At 73.4% G+C, this 18,444-nt stretch carries 19 protein-coding genes; 7 read left to right on the forward strand and 12 right to left on the reverse strand.

Annotation, left to right across the window (positions count from 1 at the left end; translation table 11 throughout):
• Position 1 precedes the first annotated feature (1 nt).
• Entirely contained in the window at positions 2-718 is a 717-nt protein-coding gene (locus tag ACFQ46_RS09980; protein WP_380259358.1) for an SDR family oxidoreductase, read from the reverse strand.
• 93 nt (positions 719-811) lie between these two features.
• Between ACFQ46_RS09980 and ACFQ46_RS09985 the strand changes: the two genes are divergently transcribed.
• On the forward strand, positions 812-1,660 hold the full coding sequence (locus tag ACFQ46_RS09985; RefSeq protein WP_380259359.1) for a LysR family transcriptional regulator: 849 nt from the start codon (positions 812-814) through the stop codon (positions 1,658-1,660).
• 4 nt (positions 1,661-1,664) lie between these two features.
• On the opposite strand, the gene ACFQ46_RS09990 is transcribed toward ACFQ46_RS09985, so the two are convergent.
• The 3 genes from ACFQ46_RS09990 to ACFQ46_RS10000 are packed head-to-tail and all read right to left on the reverse strand — an operon-like array spanning position 1,665 to position 4,296.
• Positions 1,665-1,904: a helix-turn-helix domain-containing protein gene (locus ACFQ46_RS09990; RefSeq protein ID WP_380259360.1), complete on the reverse strand. Its 240-nt coding sequence runs from the start codon at positions 1,902-1,904 to the stop codon at positions 1,665-1,667.
• Positions 1,901-2,575: a hypothetical protein gene (locus tag ACFQ46_RS09995; protein ID WP_380259361.1), complete on the reverse strand. Its 675-nt coding sequence runs from the start codon at positions 2,573-2,575 to the stop codon at positions 1,901-1,903. Before ACFQ46_RS09995 ends, ACFQ46_RS09990 begins: the two co-directional genes overlap by 4 nt.
• A gap of 32 nt (positions 2,576-2,607) precedes the next feature.
• Complete coding sequence (locus tag ACFQ46_RS10000; RefSeq protein ID WP_380259362.1) at positions 2,608-4,296, reverse strand: phospho-sugar mutase; 1,689 nt, start codon at positions 4,294-4,296, stop codon at positions 2,608-2,610.
• 38 nt (positions 4,297-4,334) lie between these two features.
• Here ACFQ46_RS10000 and ACFQ46_RS10005 point away from each other — a divergent pair, with 38 nt between their 5' ends.
• From ACFQ46_RS10005 to ACFQ46_RS10020, 4 genes are read left to right on the forward strand one after another with little or no spacing between them, the layout of a single operon-like run.
• On the forward strand, positions 4,335-5,345 hold the full coding sequence (locus tag ACFQ46_RS10005) for a CobW family GTP-binding protein (RefSeq protein ID WP_380259363.1): 1,011 nt from the start codon (positions 4,335-4,337) through the stop codon (positions 5,343-5,345).
• A 46-nt stretch (positions 5,346-5,391) separates the two neighbouring features.
• Positions 5,392-5,940, forward strand: coding sequence for an NUDIX domain-containing protein (locus ACFQ46_RS10010; protein WP_380259364.1), 549 nt, complete (start codon positions 5,392-5,394; stop codon positions 5,938-5,940).
• 10 nt (positions 5,941-5,950) lie between these two features.
• Positions 5,951-6,952 carry an ATP-binding cassette domain-containing protein gene (locus tag ACFQ46_RS10015; protein ID WP_380259365.1) on the forward strand — a complete coding sequence of 334 codons (1,002 nt, stop codon included), beginning with the start codon at positions 5,951-5,953 and terminating at the stop codon, positions 6,950-6,952.
• On the forward strand, positions 6,949-7,749 hold the full coding sequence (locus tag ACFQ46_RS10020) for an ABC transporter permease (RefSeq protein WP_380158144.1): 801 nt from the start codon (positions 6,949-6,951) through the stop codon (positions 7,747-7,749). Before ACFQ46_RS10015 ends, ACFQ46_RS10020 begins: the two co-directional genes overlap by 4 nt.
• A gap of 3 nt (positions 7,750-7,752) precedes the next feature.
• Here the strand turns inward: ACFQ46_RS10020 and ACFQ46_RS10025 are convergent, their stop codons facing one another.
• The 3 genes from ACFQ46_RS10025 to ACFQ46_RS10035 form a co-directional block, all read right to left on the reverse strand.
• Positions 7,753-8,748: an alpha/beta hydrolase gene (locus ACFQ46_RS10025; protein WP_380259366.1), complete on the reverse strand. Its 996-nt coding sequence runs from the start codon at positions 8,746-8,748 to the stop codon at positions 7,753-7,755.
• Between the two features lie 97 nt (positions 8,749-8,845).
• Positions 8,846-9,682: a purine-nucleoside phosphorylase gene (locus ACFQ46_RS10030; protein ID WP_380259367.1), complete on the reverse strand. Its 837-nt coding sequence runs from the start codon at positions 9,680-9,682 to the stop codon at positions 8,846-8,848.
• A gap of 16 nt (positions 9,683-9,698) precedes the next feature.
• Positions 9,699-10,151, reverse strand: a complete 453-nt coding sequence (locus ACFQ46_RS10035; protein WP_328294859.1) for a gamma-glutamylcyclotransferase — start codon at positions 10,149-10,151, stop codon at positions 9,699-9,701.
• Between the two features lie 21 nt (positions 10,152-10,172).
• On the opposite strand from ACFQ46_RS10035, the gene ACFQ46_RS10040 reads away from it, so the two are divergent.
• Positions 10,173-11,621, forward strand: a complete 1,449-nt coding sequence (locus ACFQ46_RS10040; RefSeq protein ID WP_380259368.1) for an NAD(P)H-quinone dehydrogenase — start codon at positions 10,173-10,175, stop codon at positions 11,619-11,621.
• Positions 11,622-11,683: 62 nt separating this feature from the next.
• Here ACFQ46_RS10040 and ACFQ46_RS10045 read toward each other — a convergent pair whose 3' ends face one another.
• The 4 genes from ACFQ46_RS10045 to ACFQ46_RS10060 form a co-directional block, all read right to left on the reverse strand.
• Positions 11,684-13,591, reverse strand: coding sequence for an acetyl/propionyl/methylcrotonyl-CoA carboxylase subunit alpha (locus ACFQ46_RS10045; protein ID WP_380259369.1), 1,908 nt, complete (start codon positions 13,589-13,591; stop codon positions 11,684-11,686).
• A 61-nt stretch (positions 13,592-13,652) separates the two neighbouring features.
• On the reverse strand, positions 13,653-14,288 hold the full coding sequence (locus ACFQ46_RS10050) for a Maf family protein (RefSeq protein WP_380259370.1): 636 nt from the start codon (positions 14,286-14,288) through the stop codon (positions 13,653-13,655).
• Positions 14,289-14,330: 42 nt separating this feature from the next.
• Entirely contained in the window at positions 14,331-15,980 is a 1,650-nt protein-coding gene (locus ACFQ46_RS10055) for a DUF885 domain-containing protein (protein WP_380259371.1), read from the reverse strand.
• 21 nt (positions 15,981-16,001) lie between these two features.
• The gene (locus ACFQ46_RS10060) at positions 16,002-17,009 is read right to left on the reverse strand and encodes an iron-siderophore ABC transporter substrate-binding protein (protein ID WP_380259372.1); all 1,008 of its coding nucleotides are present in this window, start codon (positions 17,007-17,009) and stop codon (positions 16,002-16,004) included.
• A gap of 90 nt (positions 17,010-17,099) precedes the next feature.
• Here ACFQ46_RS10060 and ACFQ46_RS10065 point away from each other — a divergent pair, with 90 nt between their 5' ends.
• Positions 17,100-17,900, forward strand: coding sequence for a biotin--[acetyl-CoA-carboxylase] ligase (locus tag ACFQ46_RS10065; RefSeq protein ID WP_380259373.1), 801 nt, complete (start codon positions 17,100-17,102; stop codon positions 17,898-17,900).
• On the opposite strand, the gene ACFQ46_RS10070 is transcribed toward ACFQ46_RS10065, so the two are convergent.
• On the reverse strand, positions 17,841-18,413 hold the full coding sequence (locus ACFQ46_RS10070) for a GtrA family protein (protein ID WP_328294866.1): 573 nt from the start codon (positions 18,411-18,413) through the stop codon (positions 17,841-17,843). The genes ACFQ46_RS10065 and ACFQ46_RS10070 overlap by 60 nt on opposite strands.
• Between the last annotated feature and the right edge of the window lie 31 nt (positions 18,414-18,444).

Here is an 18,444-nt window from a genome sequence, read left to right on the forward strand (position 1 = left end):
CTCACCAGGGGACCTCGCTCTCGTCGTCGAAGAACCCACCGCTCGGGCCGCCGTCGGGCAGGGTCGCGAGCCGGACCGGGGTGGCGGCCCCCTCGGCGGGGCTGCGGCCGTGGAAACCCGTGAAGTCGGTCGCGACCAGCCCCGGGCAGGCGGCGTTGATCAGGATCCCGGTGCCCTCCAGCTGCCGGGCGTACTGCACGGTGATCGCGTTCAGGAAGCTCTTCGACGGCGCGTAGGCGGCCATCACCGGTCCGGTCCGGCGCGTCAGCGAACCCATGCTGCTGGAGGTGTTCACGATCCGGGCGGACGGGGCCCGGCGCAGCAGGGGCAGCAGGGCGTTCGTCACCCGGACGGTGCCGTAGACGTTCACGTCGACCACGGCCCGGACGGCGTCGAGGTCGAGCGTCGTCGGGTCCTGGGTCCAGTCGGGGGCGTACGGACCGGAGATCCCGGAGTTGTTCACGAGGACGTCGAGGCGGCCCTCCTGCCGTTGCAGGAGGTCCGCCGCCGCGGCGACGCTCGCGTCGTCGGTGACGTCCAGGGGAACGCCGAACGCGTCCACGCCGTCGGCCCGGAGCTTCGCCACGGCCGTCTCGAGGCGTTCCGGGTCCCGGGCCCCGACGCCCACCCGAAAGCCGAGGGCGCCCAGCCCGGCCGCGATCTCGTAGCCGATGCCCTTGTTCGCGCCGGTGACCAGCGCGGTCTTCTTCTCGCTCATGTGCTCGATGGTCGGTCGGGGTTCCCGTGCCGGTCCAACACCGATCGGGTGGTCCGTCATACCTTCCGGGTATCACGGTCGTAGGCTGTCGGGGTGGACACGCTGGAGACCCGGGAGTTGCGGTACTTCGTCGCCGTGGCGGAGGACCTGCACTTCAGCCGGGCCGCGCAACGCCTCGGCATCGCGCAACCGCCGCTCTCCCGGGCCATCCAGCAGCTCGAACGCCGACTCGGGGTCCTCCTGCTGGAACGCGACCGGCAGGGGGTCAACCTGACCGACGCCGGGTCGGTGCTGCTGGTCGAGGGCCGCGCGACGCTGGAGGCCGCGAGCGCCGCGGCCCGCCGGACGCGGCGGGCGGTCGCGCAGCGGGGGACGCTCGTCCTCACGGTCAAGGCCGCCGGTTCGCACGAACTGCTGCGGAAGGTCCTCGACGCCTACGCGGCCGAACCGGGCGCCGTCGCCGTCGAGGTCCTGCCGAGCGGGTTGTGCGACCAGGCGCAGATGCTGCGCGACGGCCGCGCCGACGTGGCGTTGCTGCACACCCCGTTCAACTCCCTCGCGGGTTTCGACAGCGAGCAGCTCTCGACCGAGGGGCAGGTCGCGATCCTCCCCGCCACGCACCCCCTCGCGTCGCGGAGTTCGGTCACGGTGGCCGAGGTCTCCGACCTCCCCGGCCTGCCGATGGCCCGCTGGCCGCAGCGCGACGGTTCGTTCCTCCCCGGTCCGGGGCCGGCGATCAGCGACGTGTCCCAGCTCGCCCAGCTGATCGCCCTCGGCCGGACCGTCGCGGTGTTCCCGGAGTCGGCGCGGTCGTGGTTGTGGGCCGAGCACCGGGCGGTTCCCGTCGTGGACGCGCCGGTGGTCGGGACCCACATCGCGTGGCCCGCGCACAGTTCCTCCCTCGCGGTGGCGGCTCTGGTGCGGTCCGCGCTCGGGCGCTGACTCCTCACGGGGTCCGGACGCTGAAGACGTCGCCGGGCTGGCAGCGCAGGACGTCGCAGATCGCGGTGAGGGTGGAGAACCGGACCGCGCGGGCCCGGTCGTTCTTGAGGACCGAGAGGTTCACCACGGTCACCCCGACCCGCGCGGCGAGTTCGGCGAGCGTCATCCCGCGCTCGGCGAGGAGGCGGTCGAGGTGGCAGACGACGCGGTGGTTCTGCTCCTCGCTGTGCTGCGCCTCGCTCACACCAGGCCGGCCACGTCGTCCTGCAGGGAACGGCCCTGGCGCAGGGCCCCGGCCAGCAGCAGCAGGAGCGCCACGAACAGGAGGGAGGAGTGGAGTGGCCAGCCCCACGACGGGCCGAAGTCGGCGTTGGCCCTGAGGCGGTGCAGTGCGAGGTCGAGGGCCAACGGCGGCAGCAGCGGGACGACGTGGGTCGAGACCAGGAGGGCGAGGGCCATCCGGCGCAACCACCGGGGGTTCTTGCTGTGGAAGGGGTTCCCGTCGGCGAACGCGCGCAGCAGGAACGCACCCCACAGCGCGCCGAAGCCCACGCAGACCGTGAGCAGGTCCTCCCGAGCGGTGACCAGGCCGCGCTCGACGCGGGTGAGCTGGACGGTGGCGGTCCACCCCGTCCCGGTGGAGGTGGCGTCGACCGTCATCCCGGTGCGGACCGTGGTGGGGTTGATCAGGGCACCGTCGGCGGCCGTTGCCGAGTCCGACCGCTCCACCCGGATCGGGAAGGACTCCTGCCCCGGCCCGCTGCCGAACGCGCTGAGCACCCCCAGCAGGCCGAACACCACGCACAGCAGGCCGATCCGCTGGGCGAAGAACGCGAAGAGCCGGATCACGTGCGGTCGCAGGTGCACCCCGAAGCGCTGCGCCACCCGTGGGGCCATCGACAGTCGATACGTCACGCCGTGAGCGTGGCACATCGATGATCGATGTGTCAGGCGATCGCGACGACCGCCCGCACGTCCGCCGTCACCGCGGACAGGCGCTCGCGGGCGGCAGTGCGGACCACGGTGAGTTCCCCGGCGTCCCCGTCCGTCACGGCAGCCACGACCTCGCAGTACCCCTTGAGCTTCGGCTCGGTCCCGCTCGGGCGCACCACGACCCGGGTGCCGTCGGCGGTGCGGAAGCGCAGCCCGTCCGTGGGTGGCAGTCCGTCCAGGCCGTCCGCGAGGTCTTCGACGCTGGTCACCGGCGAACCGCCGAGGCTCGTGGGCGGCGCGGCGCGCAGCCTCGCCATGGTGGCCGGGATGAGGGAGAGGTCCTCGACGCGGATCGTCACCGGAGCGGTCAGGTGGACCCCGTCGGCGCGGTCGAGGTCGGCCAGGACGTCGTGCAGGGTCCGGCCCGCCGCGAGCTCGCGGCGGACGATCCCGGCGACGAGCAGCGAGGCGGAGATCCCGTCCTTGTCCCGGACGACCTCCGGGGCGACGCAGTAGCCGATCGCCTCCTCGTAGCCGAAAGTGAGGTCCGGGACGCGGGCGATCCACTTGAACCCCGTGAGGGCGGACGCGAAGCGCGCGCCGTGGCGTTCCGCGACGGCGGCCAGGGCCTGTGAACTCACGACCGAGCAGGCCAGGACCGCGCCGGGGACGGCGAGTTCGTCCCCCAGCACCCGGCCGAGGTCGTCGCCGCTCAGCGTCGTGAACCCCTCGGGTCCGGGGACGGCCACGCAGCAGCGGTCGGCGTCGGGGTCCACCGCCAGCACGACGTCCGCGCCCAGCCGCTGCGCCAGGGCGACCGCGCGGTCGAGCGCGCCGGCCTCCTCGGGGTTGGGGAAGGGCACGGTCGGGAACTCTGGATCGGGGTCGGCCTGCTCCGGGACCACGTGGACGTCGCGGAAGCCGTTGCGCCGCAGAGCCTCCAGCAGCACCGGTCCACCGACGCCGTGCATCGGGGTGACGACGACCTTCGGGTCCCGCCCCGTCGCCGGCCGCACCGCGTCGGTGATCGCGGCGAGGTAGTCCTCGACGACCTCCTCGCCGAGCACCGTCCACCCCTGCGTGGCCAGGGGGAGGTCGCGCAACGGTCCGACGGCGGCGATGCAGGCGGCGATCTCGGCGTCGGCCGGCGGCACGATCTGCACCCCCCGACCCTCCTCGGGGGCGGCCCGACCGCCGAGGTAGACCTTGTAGCCGTTGTCCCGGGCGGGGTTGTGGCTCGCCGTGACCATGACGCCGGCGTCGGCGTCGACGCGGCGCACCGCGAAGGCCAGCAGCGGCGTCGGCAGCGGCCGGGGCAGCAGCAGGACCTCGCAGCCGGCCGCGGTGAGGACGGCGGCGGAGTCGTCGGCGAACTCGCGCGAGCCGTGGCGGGCGTCGAGCCCGATCACGACGCGGGGGCGCTCGAAGCGCTGGGTCAACCAGGCCCCGAGGCCCGCGGCCGCCCGCTGCACCACGGCCCGGTTCATCCGGTGCTCCCCGGCGGCGACGACCCCGCGCAGTCCGGCGGTCCCGAACTCCAGGGGCCCGCTGAACCGGTCCGCGAGTTCCTGCCCGGCCCCGGCGTCCCCGGCCGTCGCCGCGCTCAGCAACGTCTCCAGGGCGGCGCGGTCGCGGGGTTCGGGATCGTCCTCGATCCAGGTCCGGACGCGGTCGTGCAGGGTCTGCGACGGGTCGGCGTTCACCCCCTCACCCTACGAGGACCCCGTGCGACGATGGCCGGGTGAGCACTCCCGTGGTCGTCCTCGCCGGGTTCCTCGGAGCGGGCAAGACCACGGTCCTCAACCAGTTGCTGCGCTCGGCCACCGACGTCCGGCTCGGGGTCGTCGTCAACGACTTCGGCGCCGTCGGCATCGACGCCCTCCTCGTGGCCGGCTGGGCCGACAGCACGGTGTCGCTGGAGAACGGCTGCCTGTGCTGCTCCACCGACGACGGGACCATCGACGAGCTGCTGACCCGGCTGACGACCGCGCGTCGGGGGGCGGAGTTGGACGCCGTCGTCATCGAGGCGAGCGGGGTCGCGGAACCCGCCGCGATGGTCCGCCAGGTGCTGAGCAGTTCCGTGCCCGGGGTGAGCTACGGCGGGCTCGTCGTCGTGGTCGACGCCGTGGAGTTCGAGGCCACCCGGCTGCGGCACCCCGAACTCGACGACCACGTCGCGATGGCGGACGTCGTGCTGCTCACCAAGACCGACCTGGTGTCCCCGGAGGCGGCGGCGCGGGTCGCCGAGGTGTGCCGGGGGCTCAACGCCTGGGCCCCCGTCGTCCCCGCCGCGCGCGGCCGGATGGACGCCCGGTTGCTCTTCGAGCAGCGCCCCCGGGAACAGCGGCAGCTGACCCTCGGGGAACTCGTCGGGGAGCACGAGCACACCGACCACCTGCACACGATGTACGACACCCTGGAGTTCCGCAGCACCGCCCCGCTGGACCCGCGCCGGTTCGTGGAGTTCCTCGCCGCTCGCCCCTCCGGGGTCTTCCGGATGAAGGGTTTCCTGCGGTTCGCCGTCGAGGGTTTCCCGCAGCGCTACCTGCTGCACACCGTCGGGGCGGCGGTGCGGTTCGAACGGGGCGGCTGGCCGAGGGGCTCGGACCGGGCGAGCGAACTCGTGCTCATCGGTGCGGGGTTGGACGCCGATGCCCTGCTGGCCGAGTTGCAGGCGTGCGTGCACGACGGGCCGCCGCTCGACGACGAGATGGCGATGATGGGTGTCCTGCGGGACACCGAGGGGGTGTAGCGGAGGCCCCGGGGTCGTGTCGGAGGCCGGTGGGAGGGTCGCCGCCGTGGTCGACGATCTCCGTGGCAGGTTCAGCGTGCCGCTCGCCGTGCAGGCCCTGGTGCTCGACGGAGCCCGGGTGCTTCTCGCGCGGCGGCGCGGTTCGGGGTACCACGACGGCGAGCTCGGGCTGCCCGCCGGCCACGTCGACGGCGGTGAACCGCTGCGGGCCGCGCTGGTCCGCGAGGTGGCCGAGGAGGTCTGCCTGCGGGTCGACCCCGCGGACGCCCGGCTGGTCCTCACCGCGCACCTGGCCCCGGAACGCCCGGGGGACCGGGAGTACCTGCACACGTTCTTCGCGGTCCGCCGCTGGTCGGGGGAGCCGAGGATCGGCGAACCGGACACGTGCGACGAGCTGCGCTGGGCCGACGTCGACGACCTGCCCGACGACACCGTGGACCACGTCGCGGCGGCGATCGCGGCGTGGCGGGCGGGGGAGACGTTGCTGGAACGGGGGTGGTCGGGCGATGAGTTCTCGCCGCGGCCCGGGTCTCCACGTCGGACGGATCGGAATGGTGAGGGAAAGGACGGGCGTGGTGTCGGTGGTCTCTCCTAGGGTCGAGGACATGTCGGTGAGCGGTCCAGCAGCAGTCACGGGGTCAGCGGTCAGCGCCCGCGGCCTGGTCAAGCGGTACGGGGACGTCACGGCACTGGCGGGGGTGGACCTCGACGTGCCCGAGGGCACGGTCCTCGCGCTGCTGGGGCCGAACGGCGCCGGCAAGACGACGACGGTGCGCGTCCTCACGACGCTGCTCGTCCCCGACGAGGGGAGCGCCACCGTGGCCGGGGTGGACGTCCTGCGCGACCCGCGCGAGGTCCGCCGCCGCATCGGGCTGTCCGGGCAGTACGCGGCGGTCGACGAGAACCTGACCGGGTTCGAGAACCTGGACATGGTGGGCCGACTCTACCACCTGGGCCGCAAGCGGTCCCGCGAACGGGCGCACGAACTCCTCGACCAGTTCCGGCTGAGCGACGCGGCGAACCGGGTGGCCAAGACCTACTCCGGTGGGATGCGTCGTCGCCTCGACCTCGCCGGGGCGCTCGTCGCGCAACCCCCGGTGCTCTTCCTCGACGAGCCGACGACAGGTCTGGACCCGCGCTCGCGCAACGACATGTGGGAGCTGCTGACCCAGATGGTCCAGGGCGGGACGACCCTGCTGCTGACCACGCAGTACCTGGAGGAGGCCGAACGCCTCGCCGACGACATCGTGGTCATCGACCACGGCCGCGTCATCGCCCGCGGCACGGCGGACGAGCTCAAGACGCAGGTCGGCGGTCAGCGGGTCGAGGTCGTCGTCGCGGTCGACGCCGAGGTCGAGACCGCGGTGGAGATCCTGCGGCCGGTCGCGGTGGGGGAGATCCAGGTCGAGCGCCGCGCCCGCCGGGTGACCGTCCCGGTCAGCGGGGGCACCCCCGCTCTCGTGGACGCGCTGCGACGGCTCGAGGAGGTGGGGATCGTCCCGCTCGACGCCGGGCTGCGCCGGCCGACCCTGGACGACGTCTTCCTCACCCTCACCGGCAAACCCGCCGAGGAACTCGCCGACGAGCACGAGGAGCAGAACGCATGAGCTCGCTGGGCATGGCGCTCGCCGACGGGTCCGTCGTCGCCAAGCGCAACCTCATCAAGATCAAGCGGATCCCCGACCTGCTGGTCGGGACCCTCATCTCCCCGATCATGTTCATCCTGCTGTTCGGGTACGTCTTCGGTGGGGCGATCGAGGTCCCGGGCATCAACTACCGGGAGTTCCTCGTCCCCGGCATCTTCGCCCAGACGGTCATCTTCGGGGCCACCATCACCGGCGCCGGGTTGGCCGACGACATGCAGAAGGGGATCATCGAACGGTTCCGCTCACTGCCCATGGCCCAGTCGGCCGTGCTGGTGGGGCGGACGTCCTCCGACGTGGTGACCAACGTGATCGTCACCGTCATCATGTCCCTGACGGGATTGATCATCGGCTGGCGGATCCGGACGTCGTTCCTGGACGCCGTGGTCGGGTACGCGCTGCTCCTGCTGTTCGCCTACGCGATCTCGTGGTGCATGGCCATGCTCGGGTTGCTGATCCGCACCCCCGAGGCGTTCAACAACCTGACGTTCATCACGATCTTCCCGGTCACCTTCCTCACCAACGGCTTCGTGCCCATCGAGAGCTACCCCCCGGTCCTGCGCCACATCGCCGAGTGGAACCCGGTGTCGACGTTGGTGCAGTCGGCGCGTGAGCGGTTCGGCAACGTGGGGCCCGGCGCGGAACCCTCGTCGTGGGCACTGCAGCACGCGGAGCTCTACACCCTGGCCTGGATCGTCGTCATCCTCGTCGTGTTCGTCCCGCTGGCGACGCGCCAGTACAAGCGGGCCGCCGCGCGCTGACGCTCAGGACGGCGTGGGTCCGCTCAGGTGCCGGCTGAAGAACGCGAAGACCTGGGGCATCACGGCCTTGAACGACGTGGTCAGGTGCTGACCGCCCTGCTGCAGGGAGACCTCGGCGGTGGCGGGCGGGCGGAGGAGCTGCGCGAACCGCTGGGCCCGGGTGACGTCGTCCGGGCTGGCGGTCCCGGCCAGCAGCAGCACCGGGAAACCCGCCCTGCCCTGCGCGGCGAGGGCGGTGGGGTAGAGCGCCCGGACGGCGGGGTCCTTGCGCTGGGGCAGGTTCGTCTCCATGTCGAAGTACCCGGCGATGCTGACGACGGCCCCGTACTCCTCCGGGTGGCGCAACGCGATGGCCGCGGCGCAGTAGGCCCCCGACGACGCGCCCGCCGTGCCCCACCCGCGACCCGGGGCCGTGACGCGGAAGTCGTCGCGCACCATGGTCGGGACGTCGGTGTCGAGGAACGTCCCGACGGCGGGCTCACCCGGCAGGTCGGTGCACTCGGTGTCGAGGTCCTTCGAGACCTGCATCTCCGGCATGACGAGGACGAACGGCAGGACGGAACCGTTCGCCGACCCCGCCCGGACGACGTCCAGCGCCGAGTACGAGCGGTCGGTCCAGTTGTTGTAGGAGGCGCCATCACCCCCCGGGTAGAGGAACAGCACCGGGAAGTCGGAGTGGGCGTAGCGGGGGTCGTCGTACTGCGGTGGGGTCCACACCCACACCGTCATCGTCACCCCGGACCTCGCGCCCTCCAGGACGGTCTGGCGGACCTGGCCGTCGCCGAAGTCCTTGCCGGTGAACCGCTGCGCGTCGGCCACGTGGGGGTTCGCCGGGGCACTCGCCGCAGGAGCGGTGGGGGAGGCCGACGGCGAGCCCGCCGGGTCCGGACGACCGGTCCCACCGCCGCCGCCGCACCCCGCCACCAGCAGGAGGGCCGCCAGCGCGGAGGCCGAACCGAGGCGGCGGGCGCGGACGAGGACGGGGCAGGACGGGAGCACCCCCTGATCCTCCCGACTCCCGCCGGCGCGAGGGGTGCCCGCGCGGGTCTGCACCCGAGGTCCACGGAACCCACGCGGTCCCCGCGCCGGGAGGGGGTCAGAGCAGCGGCACGACCCCGGCCAGCAGGGCGGCGCAGCGACCGGCGGCGTCCCGCCCGGCCTGCAGCACCTCCTCGTGCGAGAGCGGCTGGTCGGAGACCCCCGCGGCGAGGTTGGTGACCAGGGAGAGGCCCAGGACCTCCATCCCCACGTGCCGGGCCGCGATGGCCTCCAGCGCCGTGGACATGCCGACCAGTTGCGCCCCGAGGACCCCCGCCATCCGCACCTCCGCGGGCGTCTCGTACTGCGGCCCGCGGAACTGGGCGTAGACACCCTCGGCGAGGTCCGGGTCGACCGTGCGCGCGACCCCGCGCAGCCGGGCGGAGTAGAGGTCCGTCATGTCGACGAACGTCGGGCCCTCCAGCGGCGAGGCGCCGGTGAAGTTCAGGTGGTCCGAGATCAGGACCGGCGAACCGGCCGGGATCGCCGGGTCGAGCCCCCCGCAACCGTTGGTGAGCACGATCGTGCGGCAGCCCGCAGCCGCGGCGACCCGGACACCGTGGGCGACGGCGCGCACCCCGTGACCCTCGTAGAAGTGCGACCGGGGCAGGACCAGGGCCCGCAGCGGGGTCCCCCCGGGGCGGGCGACCGACACCGAGCGGACCGTCCCCGCGTGGCCGACCACGGCCGGCGGCAGGAACCCGGGGAGGTCGGTGGCGGGCAACGTCGCCACGACCTCACCCAGCTGGTCCGCCGCGGCCGACCAGCCCGATCCGAGGATCAGGGCCACGTCGTGGCGTCCGACCCCGCTGAGCTCGGCCAGGGTCGCGGCCGTCTCCTCCGCGAGGGCGAAGGGGTCGTGCTCAGCGGCGTCAGGGGCGGCGATCGAGGTCACGCGCCCCACCCTAGGGTCAGGCGTCGTTGGACCGGCAGGGGCGCGCACGCAGGCTGAGGACGTAGTCGTGCGGGGCACCGCCGGCCTCCGCGGCGTCGGCGAGGCGCCCGAGGTAGCGCGCCGTCGGCAGCCCGCCCTCGTAGTCGTCGATCGCGTAGGTCCAGGCGACGACGTCCCCGTCGAGGGTCTTGACCCGGACGCGGATCTTGCGGAAGAGACCCAGGTCCATCCCCTCCTTGGCGTCGAGACGGGCCTCGTCGGCGTCGGTCACGTCGTAGAGGGCGACGTAGACCTGGTCCCCGGGGGCTTCGACGACCGTCGCGAGCGGTCCCTCCCAGCTGCGGTCGTCGCCGCCGAAGGTCAGACGCCAGTCCAGCAGCCACCCCGTGGAACGCAGGGGGGAGTGCGGAGCCTTCTGCATCATGGCTTCGGGATCGAGGTTGGTCGCGTACGCGGCGTAGGCGGGCACGGAGTGAAAGGGTAGGGGACCATGGCGTCCGTGAGTCCCACCAGCGCGTCCCCGATCAACCAGGCGACCCGCGTCGCGATCCTCGGCGGCGGTCCCGGCGGCTACGAGGCGGCCCTCGTCGCGGCCCAGCTGGGGGCCGACGTCACCGTCGTCGAACGCGACGGCCTCGGTGGTTCCACCGTCCTCACCGACGTCGTGCCCTCCAAGACGCTCATCGCCACGGCCGAGCTGATGGCCAGCGTCGCGGGCGCCGCCGAGCTCGGGGTCCGCTTCCCCGGCGGCAGCACCCCCGACTCCGAACCCGCCGGCGCGGTGACCGTCGACCTCGCCCGCGTGCACGCCCGCGTCAAGGCGCTGGCCTCCGCGCAGTCAGCGGACGTGCGGGCCCGGCTGGAGAAGGAGGGCGTCACGCTGCTCTCCGGCGCCGGTGCCCTCGACGGGCCGAACGCGGTGGTCGTGAGAGACGGCGAGGACGCGGGCGCGCGGGTCGAGGCCGACGTCGTGCTCGTCTCCGTCGGCGCCCGGCCGCGGACGCTGCCCGACGCCGAACCCGACGGGGAACGGATCCTCACCTGGAAGCAGGTCTACGACCTCACCGAACTCCCCGAGCACCTGATCGTCGTCGGCTCCGGGGTCACCGGCGCCGAGTTCGCGAACGCCTACGACGCCCTCGGGGCGCACGTCACCCTCATCTCCTCCCGCGACCGGGTGCTGCCGGGGGAGGACGCCGACGCCGCCGAGGTCCTCGAGAGCGTGTTCCGCCGCCGCGGCATGGACGTCATGTCGCGCTCGCGGGCCGCGAAGGTGGAACGTCACGGCGACTCCGTGACCGTGACCCTCGCCGACGGCCGCACCGTCGAGGGGTCGCACTGCATCGTCGCGGTCGGGGCGATCCCGAACACCGCCGGGCTCGGGCTGGAGGAGGCCGGGGTCTGGACCAGCGAGTCGGGTCACATCGACGTCGACAAGGTGTCGCGCACCTCGGCCCGCGGCGTCTACGCCGCCGGCGACTGCACCGGGGTGTTCCCGCTCGCCTCGGTCGCGGCCATGCAGGGCCGCATCGCGATGTGGCACGCGCTCGGCGACACCGTCGCCCCGCTGAAGCTCCGCTCGGTCGCCTCCACGGTGTTCACCTCGCCGGAGATCGCGACGGTCGGCTGGACCCAGGCGCAGATCGACTCCGGGGAGGCGCAGGGCGAGATCGTGAAGCTCCCGCTCGCCACCAACGCCCGCGCCAAGATGCTCGGGATCCACGACGGGTTCGTGAAGCTGTTCTGCCGCACCGGGTCCGGCACCGTCATCGGCGGGGTCGTCGTCGCGCCGCGGGCCAGCGAACTGATCTTCCCGGTGACCCTCGCCGTCGAGAAGCGGCTCAACGTCGACGACGTCGCGCACGCCTTCACGATCTACCCCTCGCTCACGGGATCGCTCGCCGAGGCCGCGCGGCAGCTGCACGTGATGGGGGAGTAGCGGACGCACCCCACCGCGGAACTCCCCGGCGCTGCGGGCGGAGTTCCGCGGTGGGAGTCAGCTCACGCGTCGAGGATCTCGCAGAGCACGGTGCCGGTGGTCGTCGTGTCGCCCTGGGCGGCGGTCAGACCGGTGATCGTCCCGGCCCTGTGGGCCAGCAACGGCTGTTCCATCTTCATGGCCTCGAGGACCGCGACGAGCTGGCCCTCGGCGACGACGTCACCCTCGGCGACCTCGATCTTGACGATGGTCCCCTGCATGGGGGTGACCAGCGCGTTCGGGTTCTGCGTCGAACCGCCGACGGCCTTGGTCTTGCCCTTGCCGCCGCGGTGCGTCGCGGAACGGTAGGCGCGGGCCACGGCCGCACCCGTCGCGACGCCGGCCCGGGAGATCTCCTGACCGGCGCGGGAGAGCTGCGCGTTGAACTGCTCGACGGGGAAGGACACCTCGAGGCGCTTCCCGGCAACCTCGACGACGATCGTCTCGCGGTGCTGCGCACCGTCCCCACCGGCCTCCAGCGCACCGGCGCCCGGCAGGGTCGAGGCGTCGAAGTCGGTCTCGATCCAGCGGGTGTGGATCGTGAAGTCCTCGCTCTTCGTGGCCGCGAAGGCGGGGTCGGCCACGACCGCGCGGTGGAACGGGATGACCGTCGGGACCCCTTCGACGGCGAACTCGCCCAGGGCGCGGGCCGCCCGGGCCAGGGCCTGCTCGCGGGTCGCGCCGGTCACGATGAGCTTCGCCAGCAGGGAGTCGAAGTCCTGGGAGATCTCGACGCCGCCGTTGACGGCCACGGCGCGGGGGTCGATCCCGGTGTCGACGCGGACCCCGGGACCGGAGGGGATGGAGAACCGCGTGAGCTTCCCCGGACGGGGCAGGAAGTTCGCCGTCGGGTCCTCGCCGTTGATGCGGAACTCGATCGAGTGGCCACGGGTGGCGACCTCGGAGTAGCCCAGGTGCTCGCCGCGGGCGATGCGGAACTGCTCGACCACGAGGTCGAGACCGCTGATCTCCTCGGTGACGGGGTGTTCCACCTGCAGGCGGGTGTTGACCTCGAGGAAGGCCAGCGTCCCGTCGGCCGCGACGAGGAACTCGACGGTCCCCGCCCCGACGTAGCCGGCCTCGCGCACGATCGCCAGCGACGCACGGCGGAGCTCGGCGTCCTGCTCGGTGCTGAGGAACGGCGCGGGCGCCTCCTCGACGAGCTTCTGGTGGCGGCGCTGCAGCGAGCAGTCGCGCGTGGACACCACGACCGCACCGCCGTGGGCGTCGGCCAGGACCTGGGTCTCGACGTGGCGGGGACGGTCGAGGTAGCGCTCGACGAAGCACTCGCCCCGGCCGAAGGCGGCCTCGGCCTCGCGGACGGCGGAGGCGAACAGCTCGGCGATCTTGTCGCGGTCGCGGGCGACCTTGAGGCCGCGGCCGCCACCGCCGAAGGCGGCCTTGATCGCGATCGGCAGACCGTGCTCGTCGGCGAAGGCGATGACTTCCTCGGGTCCGTTCACCGGGTCCGGGGTGCCGGCGACCAGCGGGGCCCCGGCGCGGGCGGCCAGGTGACGGGCCGAGACCTTGTCGCCGAGGGCCTCGATGGCGCTGGGCGGCGGGCCGATCCAGGTGAGCCCGGCGTCCATGACCTGCTGGGCGAACCCGGCGTTCTCGGAGAGGAACCCGTAACCCGGGTGGACGGCGTCGGCGCCGGAACGCACCGCGACCTCGACGAGCTTGGCCCCGTCGAGGTAGGTCTCCTTGGCGCTGGTCCCGCTCAGGGAGTACGCCTCGTCGGCCATCCGGACGTGCAGCGCGTCGCGGTCCCCCTCGGAGTACACGGCGACCGACTGCAGACCCGCGTCGCGGGCGGCGCGCACCACGCGCACCGCGATCTCGCCCCGGTTGGCGACGAGGACCTTGGTGACCGGACCCGTCACCCGTACCGCAGTCGTCGACGACTCGGTGGACGGTTCGGGGGAGGTCATGCGGCGTCTCCGGAGATCGAGGGGGTGGGGAGGTGCGGGGGTGGCGGGACGAGGGCTGAGACTACCCGCGCGGCGCCCACAAGTCGGTCCACCGGACGCCCGCTTCGCGCGCGAGGTCCCGCAGCAGCGGCAGCGACACCCCCACGACGGCGTGCGGGTCGCCCTCGACCCCGCGGACGAACGCCCCACCGAGGCCGTCGAGGGTGAAGGCACCCGCGACGAGCAGCGGTTCGCCCGTCGCGACGTAGGCCTCGATCTCGGCGTCGGAGACGTCGGCGAAGTGCACCGTCACGCTGGCGACGCCGCCGATGGTCGCGCCGGAGCCACCCGCGTCGGAGTCCCGGGTGTCGATCAGCCAGTGACCCGTGTGCAGCACCCCGCTGCGACCCCGCATGGCCTGCCAGCGGGCCGTCGCGTCGGCGGCGTCGCTCGGTTTGCCGAGGACCTGACCGTCGAAGGCGAGGACGGAGTCGCAGCCCAGGACCAGCGCGTCCTCGGCGACGTCGTCGTGCCCGGCCACGTCCTCGGCCTTCGCCTTGGCCAGGACCAGGCAGACGTCCTCGGCGTCGGTGACGCCGTAGTGCGCGACCACCGCGGGTTCGTCGACCCCCGACACGATGACCTGCGGGTCGACCCCGGCGGAGCGGAGGGTGGCCAGCCGGGCGGGCGAGGCGGAGGCGAGGAGCAGCGACGTCACGCCGTCATGGTTCCACGCCCTACACCCCGGACCGGCCCCCGCTCAGGCGGGGAGCAGGGCGGAGCGCAGGACGTCGAGGCCGACCGAGCCGACGTCGAGGGCCTGGTGGTGGAAGGTGCGCAGGTCGAAGGAGTCGCCGTCGCGGGCGGCGACGTCGTCGCGCAGGGCCGTCCAGAGGCGCTCGCCGACCTTGTAGCTCGGGGCCTGACCGGGCCAGCCGAGGTAGCGGTCGAGCTCGAAGCGCAGGACGTCGGCGTGGTTGCCGGACACCGCCTGCAGGAACGCCCACGCCTTCTCGTAGGTCCACTCGCCGCCGCCGACCTCGGCGGGCGCGGGCAGGCCGCAGTGGATCCCGATGTCGAGCACCACGCGGCCCGCGCGCAGCAACTGCCCGTCGAGCATCCCGAGGACCTCGCCCGGGGAGCGCAGGAACCCCAGGTCCTGCATCAGCCGTTCGGCGTAGAGGGCCCAGCCCTCGCCGTGCCCGGAGATCCAGCAGGCCTGCCGGCGCCAGCGGTTCAGGACCGCGGAGTTCACGGCCGTCTGGCCGACCTGCAGGTGGTGGCCGGGAACGCCCTCGTGGTGCACGGTCGTCGCCTCGCGCCACGTCGAGAACGTCGTCTGGCCCGTCGGGACGGCCCACCACATCCGGCCCGGGCGGGTGAAGTCCTCGCTGGGGCCGGTGTAGTAGATCCCGCCGCTCGTCGTCGGCGCGATCCGGCACTCGAGGCGGAGGATCTCGGCCGGGATGTCGAAGTGCCTGCCCTGCACGGCGTCGATGGTCTCGTCGGAGCGGTCCTGCATCCACGCGCGGAAGTTCGCGGCCCCCTCCACCACCAGGGCGGGGTCGGCGTCGAGCGCGGCCGCGGCGGCCGCGACGTCGCGGGAACCGGTGATGCGCCGGGCCACGTCGGCCATCTCCGAGCGCAACCGGGCGACCTCCTCCAGGCCCCACGCGTAGGTCTCGTCGAGGTCGATGGTGGCGCCGACGTGGTAGCGCGACCACAACCCGTACCGCTCGCGGCCGATCGCGTCGACGCCCGGGGCCTGGGGCAGGAGTTCTTCGCGCAGGACGTCGGCCAGCCCCGCGTAGGCCCGCGCGGCCGACTCCCCGGCCCGCTCGACCGCGGCGCCGTGGCCCGCGGGGAACGTCGCGAAGAACCCGTCCGGGGCGGCGTAGGACCCGGCCTCGGCGATGCACGCCCGCACCTGGCGGACCGCGGCGACCCGTCCGGTCGCCGCGGCCGCGCGCAGGCTCTCGACGTAGCCGGTGATCGCGTCGGGGACGGCGGCCAGGCGCTCACCGACGACCTGCCAGTCGGCGTCGGACTCCGTCGGCAGCAGGTCGAAGACCATCCGCAGGTCCTGGACGGGGGAGGCGATGACGTTGAGGTCGCCGAGGGTCTCGCCCGCGTCGTGCAGGGCGACCTCGAGCCCGAGCCGGTCGTTCATCGCGGCCACCGTGACGCGGTCGACCTCGTCCGCGACCGGGGTGGCGGCCAGCTCGGCGAGCGTCGCGCGGTTCAGCGCCGCGAGCTGCTCCAGACCGGCCGGGGAACGGTCACCGAGACCGGGGGCGGGATCGGGCACCCCGAGCGTGAGGGCGAACGTCGGCTGCAGGCGCAGCACCGTCTCGAGGTGCCCCTCGGCGACCGCGTCGACGGCGGTGGCGGGTCGTTCAGCTCTCTGCACGCCGCGAGACTAGCCGCGTGATCACTCCCGCGCGTTCGCGGCGGCCGCGTCCAGCAACGGCAGCAGGCGTTCCAGCTGCCACGGGATGTTCAGCACCGTCGCCGACGTCGCGCTGACCAGGGACTGGTCCTCCAGCCAGGCGACGGCGTCGGCGGCGACGGCCGGCATCGTCGCGTAGACCGGGTCCGCGCGGAGCTCCTCGCGGGTCATGCCGTAGCCGATGACGAGGTCGGAGTCGACGTCGCGCACGCGTTCCTTGGCGACCTCGGCGTAGAACGTCTGCTCCTGCTCGGCCAGCGCCAGCACGCCCGGGGAGTCGACCAGGCCCAGCTCGTGCAGCATGTCGACGCGCGGGTCGCCCGGGAGGTAGACGTAGAGGGTGCCCGGGTCGGCCGAGACGTAGGTGATCGTCCTGCCCTGCAGCGCAGGGTGTGCGGCGGCGCTGTTCGCGAGGTCGTCCTCGGTGTCCGCGACCAGGGTCGCCGCCTCCGCCGTCCTGCCGACGGCCCGGCCGATGAGGGTGGCCTGGTCCTGCCAGGTCGTCAGCCACGGCTGGTCGGGGTAGGCCACGGTGGGAGCGATCCTGCTGAGGGTGGCCCAGTCCTCGGCGGTGATGCCGGAGTACACCGCGAGGACCAGGTCGGGGGCCAGGGCGGTGATCTGCTCGAAGGGGACCTCGCCCGAGGTGGGGTTGGGCAGGAACTCGGTCTGCGCGGCGTCGAAGTGGCCCTCCCACCAGGGGTAGGTGCCGTCCTCGAGTCCGCCGTAGGTGACCTCGGGGACACCCACCGGTTGCAGGCCCAGCGCCCACAGCGCGTCCTGCGAGCCCCAGCCGAGGCAGACGATCCGGGTCGGGGTCGCCTCGATCGTGGTCGAGCCGAGGGCGTGCTCGATCGTCACCGGGAAGGCGGAGCTGCCGGCGGCCGCCGGGGTGCTGCCCGGGTCCTGGGTCGATTCCGCACTGCCGCAGGCGGTCACGAGGGCGGCGAGGGGAGCGGTGGCGAGCAGGGTTCGGCGACTGGGGCGCACGGGGACTCCAGGAGGACAGCGGTGGTCAGGTCAGGCTCACCTAAACACACAACCCTCCGTTCCGGGAAGTCCGGTGCGTAGCGTGGGGGCGTGGACACGCCGTGGACCGACCTGGACCGACCTCCGCTGCGGGCGCTGCCGCTGCGGCGAGCCCTGGTGGGGGACGGGCTCTGGAGCCGTCTCGACCTCGTCGCCACCACCGGCTCCACCAACGCCGACCTGCTCGCCGACGCCGACGCGCCCGACGGGGCCGTCCTGGTCGCCGACCACCAGGCCGCCGGGCGCGGGCGCCTGGGCCGGGTGTGGTCGGCACCCCCGCGTGCCGGCCTGGCCATCTCGGTTCTGCTGCGCCCGCGACGTTCCGTCGCGGACTGGTCGCTGCTGCCGCTCGTCACGGGCCTCGCCGTCGTCGACGCGATGGGGGCCCTCGGGGTGAGCGCCCGGCTGAAGTGGCCCAACGACGTCCTCGTCGAGGGTCCCGACCGGCCGGGGAAGGTCTGCGGGATCCTCGCCGAGGTCCGGGAGGAGCGCGTCGTGCTCGGGGCCGGGATCAACGTCTCGCTGCGCACCGACGAACTGCCCGTCGACACCGCGACGTCGCTGGTGCTGGCCGGGGCGCGCAGCCACGACCGCGACACCGTCCTGCGGCGCTACCTGCGGGCGCTGCGCACCCGCGTCGACGCGTGGGCCGCGGGGGAGTCGCCGCTGGCCGACTACCGCGCGCTCAGCGCGACCATCGGCCAGGACGTGCGGGCGCACCTGCCCGACGGGTCGGCGCTGGAGGCCCTCGCCGTCGACGTCGACGACGACGGACGGCTGGTCGTGGAGGGGTCAGACGGCGCCCGGACGAGCCTCTCGGCGGCTGACGTCGTCCACCTGCGCCGACGCTGACCCCGCGTGCTGCTGCGGGTGGGCCTCCCAGCCCTCCTCGCCGAGCTCCTCGACGAAGACGAAGCGGCGGTAGGCCCACCAGCGGAACAACGTCCCCAGCGCGACCCCGACGATCTTGGCGGACACGTTGGAGGCGACCGGACCGCGCAGGTCGAGGACGTAGTACGTGAAGGCCAGGCAGACCAGGGAGATGAGCAGACCGACGCCGTTCATCACGAAGAACAGCACCAGCTCCCGCGGGGCCGAGGCCCGGCGGCGGTGCCGGAACGTCCAGTACCGGTTGCCCAGCCAGGCGACCAGGATGCTCAGGACGGTCGAGATGACGTTGGCCGTCAGCGGTTTCGCGTGCAGGACGCCGACGCCGTCGGCACCCGCGTAGCGGAGGAGGTTGAACACCCCGAAGTCGGTGACGAAGGCGACCCCGCCGACGATGCCGAACTTCGCGGCCTCGCGCGCCAGCACCTCGTAGGTGTCGCGCAGACGGCGCACCAACCCCTGGTCGTTCCTGCTCACGCTGCTGTTCCCGCCCTCTCGCTCGTCCGTG

This window comes from Kineococcus sp. GCM10028916, from assembly GCF_042674865.1.
In the GTDB taxonomy this organism is placed as follows: domain Bacteria; phylum Actinomycetota; class Actinomycetes; order Actinomycetales; family Kineococcaceae; genus Kineococcus.